This is a genomic window from Synergistaceae bacterium (assembly GCA_017444345.1).
Lineage (GTDB): Bacteria > Synergistota > Synergistia > Synergistales > Aminobacteriaceae > JAFUXM01.
This window is the reverse complement of sequence record JAFSWW010000055.1, coordinates 1-14,899: the sequence shown is the minus strand read 5'-3', so window position 1 is coordinate 14,899 and position 14,899 is coordinate 1. Positions and strand designations below refer to the sequence as shown.

General features: G+C 38.9%; 12 protein-coding genes. 8 read left to right on the top strand and 4 right to left on the bottom strand.

The window, feature by feature from the left end; translation table 11 throughout:
- The 4 genes from IJS99_03615 to rsmH all read right to left on the bottom strand — a co-directional run bounded on the left by IJS99_03615 (position 1) and on the right by rsmH (position 4,554).
- Positions 1-1,479 carry a UDP-N-acetylmuramoyl-L-alanyl-D-glutamate--2,6-diaminopimelate ligase gene (locus IJS99_03615; GenBank protein MBQ7560910.1) on the bottom strand — a complete coding sequence of 493 codons (1,479 nt, stop codon included), beginning with the start codon at positions 1,477-1,479 and terminating at the stop codon, positions 1-3.
- Between the two features lie 34 nt (positions 1,480-1,513).
- A complete protein-coding gene (locus IJS99_03610; protein MBQ7560909.1) occupies positions 1,514-3,199 on the bottom strand; it encodes a penicillin-binding protein 2 in 1,686 nt (561 codons plus the stop codon).
- Between the two features lie 10 nt (positions 3,200-3,209).
- Positions 3,210-3,593, bottom strand: coding sequence for a hypothetical protein (locus IJS99_03605; GenBank protein ID MBQ7560908.1), 384 nt, complete (start codon positions 3,591-3,593; stop codon positions 3,210-3,212).
- Positions 3,594-3,666: 73 nt separating this feature from the next.
- Positions 3,667-4,554 carry a 16S rRNA (cytosine(1402)-N(4))-methyltransferase RsmH gene (gene rsmH / locus IJS99_03600; protein ID MBQ7560907.1) on the bottom strand — a complete coding sequence of 296 codons (888 nt, stop codon included), beginning with the start codon at positions 4,552-4,554 and terminating at the stop codon, positions 3,667-3,669.
- A 562-nt stretch (positions 4,555-5,116) separates the two neighbouring features.
- On the opposite strand from rsmH, the gene IJS99_03595 reads away from it, so the two are divergent.
- The 8 genes from IJS99_03595 (at position 5,117) to IJS99_03560 (ending at position 14,840) form a co-directional block, all read left to right on the top strand.
- Entirely contained in the window at positions 5,117-5,293 is a 177-nt protein-coding gene (locus IJS99_03595) for a type II toxin-antitoxin system HicB family antitoxin (protein ID MBQ7560906.1), read from the top strand.
- 198 nt (positions 5,294-5,491) lie between these two features.
- Complete coding sequence (locus IJS99_03590; protein MBQ7560905.1) at positions 5,492-6,235, top strand: hypothetical protein; 744 nt, start codon at positions 5,492-5,494, stop codon at positions 6,233-6,235.
- Positions 6,225-8,264 carry a hypothetical protein gene (locus IJS99_03585; protein MBQ7560904.1) on the top strand — a complete coding sequence of 680 codons (2,040 nt, stop codon included), beginning with the start codon at positions 6,225-6,227 and terminating at the stop codon, positions 8,262-8,264. Before IJS99_03590 ends, IJS99_03585 begins: the two co-directional genes overlap by 11 nt.
- 13 nt (positions 8,265-8,277) lie before the next feature.
- Entirely contained in the window at positions 8,278-9,651 is a 1,374-nt protein-coding gene (locus IJS99_03580; protein MBQ7560903.1) for a PD-(D/E)XK nuclease family protein, read from the top strand.
- Entirely contained in the window at positions 9,651-11,033 is a 1,383-nt protein-coding gene (gene pilM, locus IJS99_03575) for a pilus assembly protein PilM (GenBank protein ID MBQ7560902.1), read from the top strand. The genes IJS99_03580 and pilM overlap by 1 nt, the downstream gene beginning before the upstream one ends.
- Entirely contained in the window at positions 11,023-11,475 is a 453-nt protein-coding gene (locus tag IJS99_03570) for a hypothetical protein (protein MBQ7560901.1), read from the top strand. Before pilM ends, IJS99_03570 begins: the two co-directional genes overlap by 11 nt.
- Positions 11,476-11,539: 64 nt before the next feature.
- On the top strand, positions 11,540-12,655 hold the full coding sequence (gene mltG / locus IJS99_03565) for an endolytic transglycosylase MltG (protein MBQ7560900.1): 1,116 nt from the start codon (positions 11,540-11,542) through the stop codon (positions 12,653-12,655).
- A 25-nt stretch (positions 12,656-12,680) separates the two neighbouring features.
- Entirely contained in the window at positions 12,681-14,840 is a 2,160-nt protein-coding gene (locus tag IJS99_03560) for a hypothetical protein (protein ID MBQ7560899.1), read from the top strand.
- Positions 14,841-14,899 lie beyond the last annotated feature (59 nt).

Genomic DNA, 14,899 nt, shown 5'->3' with positions numbered 1-14,899 from the left:
TTAGTGTGAGTCCCTCCATTTTATGATTTCTTGTGTGTCATTATAGGGAATTTTCTTATCCTTGATTAACAAAAATTTTTCCGGCCCCTTACCCGTTATTACGAGTATATCGCCCTTCTTTGAGTTATCAAGCGCAAATTTTACGGCTTCGGCTCGGTCAAGAATAATTTTATATGGTATAGTTGCGCCCTCTGCGATTGAGTTTGCTATTAACTGCGGGTCTTCGTCGCGTGCATTGTCTGACGTGATAATAATTTCGTCCGCAAATTCTGAAGCTGCCCTTGCTAGTTCCGGCCGGTTTTTCTCGTAACGTCCGCCCCCGTGTCCAAATATAGAAATAATTTTAGCGTCTTTGCCTGATAATTTACGAATTACGCTCAAGACACTTTTTAAAGCTGAAGGAGTATGAGCGAAATCTACAAAGCAGCAAGCACCGTTTTGTAAATCAATTCTTTCAAGACGGCCGGGAATCTGCGGAACATTTGCGACTCCGTCAATAATTGCGGAGTCATCAATTCGTCCGCGCATTGCAGTTACAGCACAAAGGGTGTTCATAATATTAAAATCGCCGACTAATGGAGAATGAAGCCTGATAGGGCCGTATTTATTGCAGTTAACAGCTAAATCAGTGCCGTTAATAGCGCCATGTGAGACAACAACTCTTGAGTCAGCGTCTTCACTCAGTCCGAACCCGCGAATCTTCCCGTAAAATTCAGCTAATAATCTCTTCCCGTATAAATCATCAAAATTTGCCGCTCCTGTAAAATTCGGCTTTGTATAATCAGTAAATAATAATTTTTTCGCCGCGAAATAATTATCCATGTTCAAATGAAAATCTAAGTGTTCAGGATATAAATTTGTGAAGATTGCTACGTCGTATAAAGCTCCCTTAATGCGCCCTAAATACAGCCCGTGTGATGAAGTCTCCATTACGCAAGCACCGCATTTATTATTTACCATGTTAAATAATTGTCTCTGAATTATGCAGCTTTCAGGAGTCGTCCTGTCTGCATCTTTCTCGATATTGCCGTCGCTCTCTATAATCGTTCCGAGTAAGCCCGTTTTAATTCCTGCGGCCTGTAAAATACTTCTTATTATATATGTCGTTGTAGTTTTGCCGTTTGTGCCTGTAACTCCGACCATTAATAATTTACTTGAAGGGTGATCATAGACAAGTGAAGCTACTTCACCGAGAAAATCGCGGACTCTGGGTACGATAATTTGCGGCAATTTAGAATCTACTTCGCGTTCACACAAAACAGCGCACGCACCTTTTGACTCAGCGTTATTAATATAGTCATGTCCGTCTGAAGTATCGCCTTTGATTGCAGCAAATAAAGTCCCTGCTTTAACGTCTCTGCTGTCTGATATTACGTCAAAAATTTCGGGATTAAAATTGTCCTGATTAATAATGCGAACAGAATTATTTTTGTCATTTGCCCGTATTAGTCTCAGGACATTATCAAATTTTGCGCTCAAATTTTATAACCTGCTTTCATGCTTTATTTATTATTTATGAATAATATTCGAGTTCTGCCATTTCTTCAACAATTGCCTTAAATGACGGTGCAGCGAGTTCACCGCCGTAAATTCTCCCGCTCGTGGGTTCGCCTATTACTACAAGCATTAAATATTTAGGGTCTTCATACGGCCAGAATCCTATAAACGAAGCAACATAACGAGTCGCCGAATATTTGCCTTTTTCCGGAACTTGTGCCGTTCCTGTTTTGCCTGCTAATTCCGTAATATCAGTAGCTGCTCTTCTGCCTGTGCCTTCAAGAACGACTCTGCGCATTGCCCCTCTTATCCATTCGGCTGTCTCAGGAGTAATAACCTCGCGCATTACTTTAGGTTCGCCCTTGTAAACTATTTCGCCGCGTGAATTCATTGCTTCCTTAACTATATAAGGACTCATTAACTTCCCGCCGTTCACGATTGGAGCCATCGCAGTAATTAATTGCAAAGGAGTAACGGCCAAGCCCTGACCGATCGCAATATTTGCGGGAGTAACTCCGCGCCAGTTTTCAGGATAAGGCAAAATTCCGCGAGCGACTCCGGGTAATTCTATATCGGGCTCTTGACCGAATCCGAGTGCCTGAAGACATTCATACATTTTAGTGCGTTCTGCTCTGATTCCGATTTGAGCCATGCCCACGTTTGAAGATTTTATTAATAATTGAGCCGTGTCGATATTGCCCATTGCTACAGGATAAGACTCTTTTATGTAACCGTCAGCAACTTTTAATCTTGCCGGGCAAAAAAATATTTCGTCTTTCTGAGCCCAGCCCCGTTCAAGTGCAATACTTAAATATATCGGCTTAAAAGTAGATCCCGGTTCATAGCCTCGACTGACAGCCCCGTTTGATAATGACTCAGTCGTTAAAAGAGTCTTCCTATTAGAAGCGTCATAAGTAGGCCAGCTTGCCATTGATAAAATTTCGCCGGTGTTAGGATTCATACAAATTGCGGCCGCCCATTTTGCCCCGTTGTCTTCTGCCGCCTTAAATAAATGTTTCTCGACGACATATTGAATTCTGCTGTCAACTGTAAGAGTTACAATCGGAGTTACTGTTCTATGTTCTGATTCTTCTTCTAAGAGTGAAGCGGGCTGACTTCCCGGACGGCGAACTACAATTTTTTGACCGGGCGGAGTGTATAGAGTCGTGTCCCATGCCTGTTCGATTCCTGCGAGTCCCCTGTTGTCGACGTTGCAGAATCCTAAAATATGCGACATTAAACGCTGATTTGTATATTTTCTATACGGCTCATCGATTTGAATAAGTGCTCTAATTTTTGGCATTAACTCTTGAAAGATTTCGGCCTGTGATTCAGAAATTTTGTGATTAAGCCACATGAATCGCGAGCGTGTACCCATTGCATTACGGACTCGATTAAGAATATCGGGCGATAAAACTTGAGCGAGTTCGGGAATATCGTTCGAAATATCAATAATTGACGGATCTATAGCAAATGACGGCAGAGTTTCAGAAATGACTAATGCGTTACCTTTTGAGTCTTGAATTATTCCGCGTGCTGCATCAAGGGGGACTCGTTTCCAATATTGATGCTGTGATTGCTGAACGATTCGGGGATTTGGCCAGCAATGTCGAGCCGTTAAAGTTCCTCCGGTAATAATGAACGCAAGAATAAATAATATCCAGGGATTTCCAGCCCTGTTAAGACGTGATTTTGACGGCATATTTTATAGTTTATTGTCCCAGCAGCCAAGCAAGTGTCGAACGCCAGCCGCCTTTATTTGCTGATTTATTATCGCGAGACGCTGTTAATTCTCCGTTCCTTGACCTCACAGAAATAGTCTCAGCCCTCAAAACTTTTTGCATTCCCAGATTCTCTTTGCAGTACGAATAAACCCTAATGGGCGCAACTAGTGCAGAGAGTTCTTGACGCAAAACAACTTCCTCATCTGAATATTTCTGTATTGATTGATTAATTGACTCAAGATAATATGCAAGACGAGCGGCGTGAAATCTCAATATGCCAAGCCCTACAACTAACCCAGCTACGAGACTCAATGCTAGCACGAATCTTACTGTAACTTTGACTCTATTATTACCTTGTTTACTTTTACGCATTGTCATTCGCCCCCGAATTATTTATAAATTTGTTAATCGTGTGAAAGATAATAACACATTTTGCGTAAATTGCCTAGTTTGAAATAATACAAAATGCCCTTAATTTTGCACTGCGGGATTTATAATTTAATTCGATCTCATTTTCTGAAGGTGTCAAAGGATGCCGAGTCAAAATCTTCCCGTGATTATCAATTTGCCATTGTCTAAAATTTTTCTTGATTAACCTGTCTTCAAGTGAATGATACGAGACAAATATTATAATTGCGTCATTATTTATTTTGCGTAAAGATTTCAGCAAGTTTTCAAGTTCTCCGGACTCGTTATTTATGTAAATTCTCAGAGCCTGAAAGATTCTGCGTGCGGGATGAGTTCCCATTTTTCGTTGAATGGGCTGCGGCAATGTCGAGCGAATCAGATTCACGAGTTCAAATGTAGTATTAATCGGCGATTTAGTGCGTTTTATGGCTGAAGCTATTTGACGTGAAAATCTCTCTTCTCCGTAGTCCCAGAAAATTTTTGCAAGAGTCTTAGAGTCGTAGTCCCGCAAAATCTCCCGTGCAGTCAATGAGTCGCCGTCCGGATTCATTCGCATATCAAGAGGGCCGTCAATGTTGAACGAGAAGCCGCGTTCAGGTGAAGAAATTTGCATGTTCGACACTCCTAAATCAAAGACAAATACATCGAACGGATCAAAATTTTTTATTATTGAGTCAAGATCCCCGAAATTTGCGTGAAGTGCCTCGAAATTGTTAAAATCCTTGAGTCTCTCGCGTGAAAAATTTATAGCTGACTCGTCCCTGTCAATTCCGAGAATATAAGGATTACTAAAATTTTTTAACAGTGCCTCAGAATAACCGCCGAGTCCAAGTGTCCCGTCAAGGATTCGCAAGTTTGATTTATTATTTGAGTGAGTGCGTATTAATTCTATAACTTCATTTAACATTACTGGCTCATGATACATAAAAAATTTCTCCTTTTTTGATATTATATAAGCAGCAAAATTTTTGTGAAAGAGTGCAAGTTTTACAGCTACATTTACAGCTACAAGAATGTGATTTAATTCAAGTAATAGCAATAACTCATAGAGCTAAAAAATTTTCTTATGTTGCAAAAAATTATCGTGAAAATTTTTCGTGAATCTTTGCGCGTTTATTTATGATGTGCAATAAAAATTTTCGAGCATTCCCGTTATTAATTATTCGCAAGCCAGTTAAAAATTTTTGTGAATCTTTACGTGTTTATTTATGACGTGCAATAAAAATTTTTGTATAATATTCACGGCCGCATTAAAGAAATTGCCCATAAAAAAATATCCGCCGTGTACATGGCAGAAACTCAAGCGAGTATACCATCACAGCAAGATATTATTTGTAAAAGTATACTAATATGTTTACAAATTCACAAAGTCCGCAAAAAATCTCGTCATTTTTTCGTGTATATGCTATAAAATTTCTATAAATAATTATCAAAAAATTTTTTCGTGAAAGAGTGATTTAATGCCGAAAACTGGAATCGAATATTTTATGACAATCACAAGAGATAAAGACGGCTATTATATCGGGAGCATTCCATCATTGCCCGGGTGTCATACTCAGGCGAGGACTCTTGAAGAACTTGACTCAAACATGAAGGAAGCTATACAACTTTATGATTATAATGATGATATTGAGTTTATAGGACTTCAAAAAATTGCTATGTAATGAGTCCTAAATTACCGTCATTGACAGCCCGTGAAAATATAAAACTTGCAGAATCGCAGGGATTTCACAAAGTCAGACAAAAATGGAGTCACGCAGGAAAAAAATAAGTTCAGGACTTCTGCTTCAAATTTTATCTGACATAGGAATAATCCGGCTGATTTGAGAAATTAATTATACAGAAGGGAGAAATTTTCATAAATGAATAATCAAAGCGTTTCAGGAATTATTCAAGAAATATTAGACGATAACAAACGCCCATTTATGACGGTCAGTAAGCTGTCTATAACAATGGGAGCAGAAATCAGGCGGCTAATCGGTATTGAAGACTGTCACACAGCTTCAGCCATCCGCAAAGTAATAGAGCCTCAAGTGAAGGACAAATTTATTTTTCACAAGAAAGGCCCGATAACTTATATTCTCGTACCCTGTCAGCCTGAAGATTTAGTAATTGCCGAAATGGACAGCGTTAAGGGTAAGAGTGCGAAATTAATAGCCCGTTCTCTGCCGTTCTCAAAAGCTGATGTCGCTAAAATATTAAATAGTTTAGTCGAGTCAGGCCGAGTTAAAAGCAGACTGGATGAAAATTTAGATACTAAATTTTATTTGATTGATAATTCGGGGAAGATACAGACTCAAAAATTTGAACATATCCACGAACCTGAACGAACTAATACACACCCGAGCGATTACAGCCGGGAAGAATTCATGAAAGCATTTGACGAACTCGATAACGGCCGAATCTTTGTGAGAATTTGTGATTTACGCAAAAAATTAAACTGGCCCCGCGATTTATTTGACTCAATGTTGACTATGTTACGCGACAGGGAATTAATACAAATGCACATTGCAGACGAGTCAACGATGACTCCGGATGAGATAAAAGATTGCTTTATGGACGAGAATAATTACAGAATGGGGACTGTTACAAGAAATGTCAGATAATGATTTGATTCTTAAGCAGCTCCGAGAAAATAACCCATTTGAGTCTTCAGCGTCGCCGGTGCCGTGGGAGAATATGAATCCTGATTTACAGCAATTAAATAGATCAGCGTCTGAAGAAATTGAGCAATTAATCAGACATAAACGCCGGGAGCCTTCTATGCCTCTTGCCGGGTTAATACTAGGTGAATCAGGCTCAGGGAAGACTCACATGCTGACAAGAATCTTGCGCAGACTCAGGACTAATTCAAGGCCTGCAATTTTCGTAACTGTCAGGGCATTCCGCGATCCTGAAAGCGTAACACAGGATTTATTATCAGAAATTTTTATAAGTTTACTGCAAATTCACAGCTCGAATAAATCTCAATTTGATATGCTTGTAAATGAAGTACTAAGCTCATACAGGGAACGCAGAATCAATGACGGTTTTGCGAGTATTGACAAGATTGACATGCGAATTTATTTAGCTCGTGATATGCCGGGACTCGATAAAAACGTGCTTAAATGTATTTTGCTATATGCCGGGACAACTGATGAAAATATGCGCGCTTTAATTATTGACTGGCTCAGAGAAGGACTCGACGAGGAGGACTCTTTAAAACTTGGCCTGCCTTCACGTGATATTAACTCAATGACTGACGCAAAAAAAGAGAGTGCCGCCGAAAAAATTTTAATTTCACTGGGATTATTGCTTGCTTATGCTCATGTGCCTATGATTGTATGCTTTGACCAGTTAGACTCAATGAATGGGAATCAGGAATTAATTTTTGCATTTGGTAATATCATTCATTTATTGAGTGATAATCTAGTAGGAATTTTGCCGCTGTGTTTCATGAAGCCTGATATATGGAACGTGAAAATAAAACCGTGTTTAAATTCGTCAGTGTATCAGAGACTCGAACATCATAAAATCACAATGGGAGAATGTTCAATTAGTCAAGCACAGCAATTAATAAGAGAGAGAATAGCATTTGCCTTCTGTGATAAAGACAGCGAGACTCAAGAAAAATTTTACCAGTTTTTAATCGATCGCGTAAAATTAAAAAATGGATTCTCGCCCCGCATGGTAATAGAACTTGCTAACCGGGCAATTTTTAGGGACGAAGCACCAAATCAAGACTCGACTCAAACTCAGACTCAGAATCAGACTCAAACTCAATCACAAACGCAAGAATCACAGCAAGATACGCAAATTTTATTAGATTTACCCGGCAATAATAAATACGAGAAAGAAATTTTTATGACTCTTAAAGGCGTATTCAATGACGAATGCAATAAAATAAAACGTGATGTAAAATCTTGGCCTCCAAATGCTGATTTATTAGCGTTATCTCTTAGAGTCTGGCTGTCTTCACATGAAAATTTCAAGGTCTCGCGCGGGTCAAGCAAACATTTAAAGGTTTTCGCTGAATTCAACAATAAAAAATTTGCTTTCTTTATAGTAACCGGCAATAATAATCTTTCACACTCCAACGCACTTAAGCAGGGAATAAATTTTTTAAACGAGTATATTTGCTATTATATTTCTGAAGCTCAATTACATAAATCGACTTGGAAGCAGGTAGCTAAACTTTTACAGGAATTTCAAGACGCGGGCGGGAAAGTTTTATTAATTAATAAATTTACTCGTGTTGAATGGTACGGGCTGGCAGCTTTAATCAACCGGGTCGATAACGGCGATGTAAATATTTACCCGTCAACAGGCGCAAGGGCAGCAACTAGAGACGATATAAAAATTTTTGTCAGGAGCTTGAATCTATTAAATATTAATTTGCCTAAGAGTCAGAGTCAGACTCAGACTCCGGAGAAAACAGAATCACAAGTCCCGGCAAGTTTTGAGAGTGTCCTGATAGAAATAGTAAACGCGTCGCCCATGAAATTAATCAGCATAAATAAATCACTTGAATTCTTAGCAGCCCGGGATCATGTAATTTCACGCCCCGAATTCATGAATTTTTTGCAGAGTAATAATAAATTCAGGCTGTTTAACTCAAGAGACGATATTTTAATCACTATGGCTGATAGAAAGTAAGTATATTTATATAATGAAGACTTGTTATATTACAGTTAGCGATATTGCTTTGTGTCAAAGATGTCCGGCCCTGCTCGCTTATAAATTGCACAGGAGGCAAAAATCAGCGTGGACTGTCGGAATTAACGGAAGTGAGTATTACGGCTCAATTTTTCACAAGAATATAGCGCAGGTATTTTTTGAGGCAGCTTATAATGATATGAGTCCTTTACACGATGAGATTATTGACGCAGTTAAAAGCAGTCCGGAAAATGGAAAACTTGAGAATTTGATTCGTGAAAAAATTTTCTTGCCGTTTGCCGCTATGAACTCAGAAAAATTTACGGCGAATCAATTATTAGCGGTCGCTTCAGGCATAAAAATATGGGTTAAAGCAATGTCTGAATTTTTCAGCGGGATTAATTCACACGATAAAATTTTTATTAAACCTGAGCAGGATTTACAAGGCATTTATACTCTTGAATACGGCTATTTGTCGATTAAGGGACGCTATGACGCACTATTATTTAATCCCGATAAAGGTGAAGTCCGATTATTCGAGTTCAAAGCATATAACAAGAGTGATATAACTGTGCCGCTTGCTCAAAGTCTCGTTTATGCTTGGCTGATTGCTAAGAAGACAGGTATAACGCCCTCAATTGAGATAATTTATCTTGATGAGAAATCGCCCGATATTTTTGACTCTGTGAGCGTTGCTGCTATGATAAAATCAAATTTGCCGGATTTATTTAATACAGTCTGGCAAGTTATTTCGCTAAAATCTAAAAAATTTCCTGAAATCAGAGGCGATAAAAAATTGTGTGCTAAATGCAAATATAAATATTCATGCGATAAAGACAGAGCGATAAATTTTAGGAGTCGGCGCGGGGCTTCACTTGTGAGTCTGTTAGTTTTCTTTCTGACAGCAGCATTAATAATGACTCAAGTTTTCTTTTTCTCCGTGCAGTCATTTGAGTCCCTCACTGAAGACCGCGAAATCATGGGAGTTAGACTCGCCCTTGAGAATTTAATTTCACAAGCAAAAAAATCCATAACTCAAATTAATAATTTAAACGATGTCTATTATTACGAAATAACAAATAAAGCTAAGTCATTTTATTCTGATGAGGGGACAAGAATATTATCAAAATCTGCATCAGACGGCAAAATGACAGTGAATATACATAATCTGGATTATAAATTATATGATACGTCTTTGAAAGATGAAGGAAAATATATCTTGCAAAAACCGTATGAACAGCTATTCCCAGCCATGCCCGGAAAATTTTTAATCAGGGCTTATGCTCCAATTGATAATAATAATAATTGTTTAATGATTGAGGAAGTTGTAAGCAATGATGTAGACAAGACTACAATTTTCCATCAGGAAGTGTGGTTCAGAGAATAATGCGGCTATTTCATCCTGTTAAATCAAGTATAAATGCGGGAATTGCTATAAGAAATGACGGACTCGGTTATATAGAAATTGACGAGAACGGCGAAGATATTAGACATATTAGAATTCCCTTAGAAGAAGGCTGCATGAGTAATAACTCAATGAAAAATTTTAAAATGTTAGAGCGCGGATTTAAGCAGCTAATAAAAGAAACCGGCAAAATTTCCGTCCCAGTAGTTATAGGCATTCCTTCAGGCGATGTAATAATAAGGCCCCTGAACTTCCCGACAATGAGCCTAGATGACATAAAAAGCTCGTTAGCACTAAATCTTGAAGAGAGTTTCCCATTTCCGAGTTCTGAAGCAATTTTTGACACGATTATAATAGAGACTCCTACATCAAATAGAACTGTCGATACTGTTAGCGTTCTTGCTGCAGCTGTCAGAAGAAATTATATAGATCAATTAATAGAAATCGCCAACAAATTAGGAATTATTGTTAAAGCAATAGAGCCCGCAAATTTTGCCATGTTACGCGCAATTCCTGAAGACCGCGAGGGACTTTGTATTTTTGCAGATCGACACAATATAGTAACGACTTGGGAAGGGCACGGGATTTTTTTCAGGACTGCAGATAATTCTAATAGTTTCGGGGACATTCGCAACACTCTGCAATTTGTTGAGACTCAATATAAGCGCGTCAAACTCAGTAAATTAATTCTTGCAGACGTAAACGTAAATATAACTTCCGGGACTGATATAGAAATCGTAAATTTTTCCAGCCAGTTCTACAAAGCACGCGGACTAGCAATGAGAGACCCCGATGACGAATATATAATGGACTTGCGCCCGGCCGAATATATAGCATTCGAGAAACGCAAAAACTCAATGAATCCAAATAGAATCGCGTTAATTTTATTGATGTCGGGATTCGGGATTCTATCACTGGGAACTATTTTATTTGCAAACTCACGAGCTAGAATTTTAACACGTGCTATAGATCATAACCGCGAACTTATCAGCGAGCTTCAAGAACATAGAATGGAACTCATGAAAAATAATACTTCACTCTCTCAAAATAAATCACAAACTGAGCAGGTATTAAATTTTTTGCGCGGTGATATTCCCATTTTAGAAGTCTTAAACTCAATCGAGGCAAATGCAGGCACGGGAATCAAATTAAATAATGCAGATTTTACAGCAGGAGGCACGGGATTTGTCGTAAATATAACCGGTACGGCTTCAGATGCTGAGTCTTTGGAATCTTTGAGCGAGGGACTCAAACAAAGCGGACTATTTGAGAGTGTAGTAATTCCCGGGACTTCTCAAGTCAAGAATCTCGTAAATTTCAGCCTTATTCTTAACATAAAAGGAGATTTCTATAATGCAAAATAATAAGCGGCTTGCTTTCACTCTAACAGAATTAATCACAGCTTGTGCAATCTTAACGGGTATAGCAGTATTTCTCATTAATACTAAAATGGCAAATCAGACGGCCGAACGCGAGGCAGCAAGAGTCCTAGAATGGATTAATAAATTAACTCAGACGGCAAATAGGACTCATCAAGCGTTTTCTTTTGAATTTAATGATGATAATATCACAATGCAATGGAATAATGAGTCATATGATATAAATCCTGATGAAAGTTTAAATGCTACTTCAGGCTGCAAATATTCACCTAATAAAAAATTTGTATATACACTCTCTAATATTTACAGACCATCGGGAACTATCACAATAACAGGCACAGACGAAAGCAAGTATTATATAATCTTCAGTACAAGAGGCCGTGCAAGAATTTCCGCTGATCCTGCTAATAATGACGATGACGAATAAAGAATAAAATTTTTATGTTAATTGCTATAATAAACGCAAAATAATAACAGGATGTGCTAAGAACTTGCAGACAAAATATAATAATTCACGTGAACGAGTCAGACCTCACAAATTAACCCGGAGAAAGCCTAAATTATACGGGATATTTATTATATTCTTTATGTTATCATGGGCAGCAATTGCGGGAATGGCTTTCTCATATTACACAAAGACTCCGCTGAAATTCTGGGACGGTTTACTGCCTATTCCTGATGGCAATACAATAAGTGTTACTATTTCAAGCGGCATGACAGCTTTACAGGCAGCACGTGCTTTTGAGATTCAGGGAGCACTTGAAAGCGGTTCACCTTCACAATTAGCGCGTTGGCTCGCAAAATTCGGCATTGACAAGAAAATTAGAGCCGGTAATTATTCCGTTGTGCCTTCAGATCCGTGGAACTTAGCAAGACAGTTAAAGACGGCCAAGCCAGCACTACTGAAATTACAAATTTTGCCGGGACTTGATATTTTTGCGCTTGCTGAAAATTTAGAGACTCAAGACAGCAGATTTAATATAGCAGCTTTCACACGGGCATTACTTAACGACTCAAATTATCCGGACGAAATGCAGGACTTAATAAAATCTATCACCGATGACGAATACACGAGAATAGCATTTCTTGAGCCTGAGACTTATTTATTAGTCGAACGAACACCCGACGAAGCTGTTCAGGCGGCATCACTTGCATGGTGGAAATTACGCGGCGATTTAATCAAAGCAAAAAAATTAGATTCAAGCCATTTAGTTGACGCTGCTATAATTGCCTCAATGATTGAGCGTGAAGTCTTGCATGACTCAGAATGTCCTACAGTTGCCGGAGTAATTAATAACAGAATAAAATCAAATATGGCCCTGCAAATTGACGCTACAGTTGTGTATGCATGGAGACTCGCTGGCCGTAAACTAACGCGCGTATTGAATAAAGATTTAGAGATTGACTCGCCGTATAATACTTATAAGATTTCAGGATTACCCCCTAAGCCCATTTGTATACCCGGCACAGCAGCATGGGGAGCAGCCCTCGAACCTGAAGTAAACGATTATTATTATTATGTAGCGAATAAGAACGGCTATCACTATTTTTCTAAATCTTTCCGTGAACATCAGCAAAATATCAGGCTGGTACGCTCGGAAAAATAATTAATTAAATCAGGAGGGGAATTTTTTGCCGCGAAGAAGAAAGACTAACAAGAATAAAGGCGATTTACGAGAATTATTATTATTTGGAATCATATTATTTTGCTTTTATTGTATATTGGCATTATTCGACAGTTCATTTACAGGCGACGGCGGGCGCGAATGGGGCAGATATTTACGTTCAACATGGGGAGGCGCGTTCATTGTCCCGTTATTTTTCGTGATATATTTATGTGCCGCTAAATTATTTAGATTTCGAGTCCCTCGTGTACCTCGTCAAGTTTTAGGCACTCTTCAGCTTTATATTTCGTTCTCGTTTATGCTGGGATTTTTGCGTGAAACAGGCTGGGATTCTGACTGGACTCTATTTCAACCGGGGGGACTAGGCAGCGGACTCGCTAAATTTTTTGTCTTGAATATAGGAACGTTTATAACACTTTTACTCGTTATAGCGTCATTTATTTTGTCGGCTTATCTGTTCGGCTCTAGGATTCTGAAAATTTCTATACCAGTTATGAATTTTTCTGATTCAGATTCAGACTCGGACTCTGATTCTGATTTAGACTCTGAATCTAAAACTAGACCCAGATCAAGACGAAAACCGCGCGAAAATTATAGCGGAGATCCATATACAGAAGACAAGCCCGAAAATATTTTATTTCCGCAGAAGATTCCCGCCCCTAAATTCAGAGTTTATGACGATGCTATACAATTTTCTGATCCAATGCCGTTATTGTCGGCTCTTAATGCTAAGGCAGAAATTGAGTCAATGCGAATCCCCGACCCTAATTTAAAGCAGGATGATACACAGCAGCCAGAACCCGAAAAAGATCCCATGAAAGCCGCAATTAATATGTTCAGCACTCTTATTACTTCACTTGACGAAAGCAAAATATCAGCTCCTGAGAAAAGAGAGCCCGCTAAACGTATGAAAAAATTTCGCCGCCCCCTTCCTTCTATTGATGCTATTGACGAGTTACAAGCAAACAAGCCCGAACAAGTCAACGACTCCCAGCAATCACAGCATGAAGATATAGCAAATTTTCCGCCTCCTATTGATATTTACGGAGCTAAACAAGTTATTGAGTTCGACAAGGATTTAATAAAATCTTCAGAGAGACAAGGCAAGCAAATAATTTCATCATTAAAGAATTTCGGAGTCAATGCCAGTGTCGCAAAAATTATAAACGGTGCTTCAGTTACTCAATATCAATTAGAACTCGCCCCCGGCACAAAAGTGAGCCGCATTCTTGAACTTGCTGACGACTTGGCCATGTCCCTCGCTGTAATGCCGGTAAGAATCGAGGCTCCTATATGGGGGACTCATTATGCTGGAGTTGAAGTTCCTGCGCTCGAACGTAAAATTATTCCATTGAGAAATATTATAGATTCTGAAGAGTTCATTAATTCACGAGCAAAATTAATTATGCCGCTTGGCTGTAAAATCGACGGAGAAATTTTTATACAGGGACTCGAGTCAATGCCTCATATTTTAATCGCCGGGAGTTCAGGAGCGGGCAAAAGTGTATTCATTAATTCCTGCATTCTCGGAATGTGCGCAAATTGCCGTCCCGATGAGCTTAAATTATTAATGATTGACACAAGACAGACAGATTTTGCGATTTATGAAAATCTTTCACATTTAATAGCGACTCCTGTTTATGACGTGAAGACGGCTTTAAAGGCTCTTAACTGGGCTTTACACGAAATGCAGGAACGCACGGAAAAATTTTCAGCCGCTAAAGTAAGAAATTTATCAGCCTACAATCGCAAAAATGAGAAATTGCCCCGTATAGTGATTATAATAAACGAACTAGCTGATTTAATGTATTCGGCCGGAAATGAGACAGAAAGTTTAATAGCAAGATTAGCACAGAAGGCCGGAGCTTCAGGAATTTATATGATTTTAGCGACTCAGACTCCTTCAAATGATGTAATAACGAGCCTGATTAAATCAAATATTCCGGCAAGGGCAGCTTTTACGCTTCAGACACTTGAAGACTCAAAAAATATAATTGACTCTTCAGGAGCAGAGAGACTCACAAGTAAAGGCGATATGTTATTCAGGAGTTCGGGCTATCCTTTGCCGATAAGATTGCAAGCTCCATTTATAGAAGACGAGAAAATTTCTGATTTTGTAGAGTACTTAAGCAATAACGTAGGATTTCCTGACCTGCTAAATTTTTAGTTCCGCCGCCTCCTCCCACCCGCCCACCCCGTCGGCGGCGGAAAAAACACGCTATTACT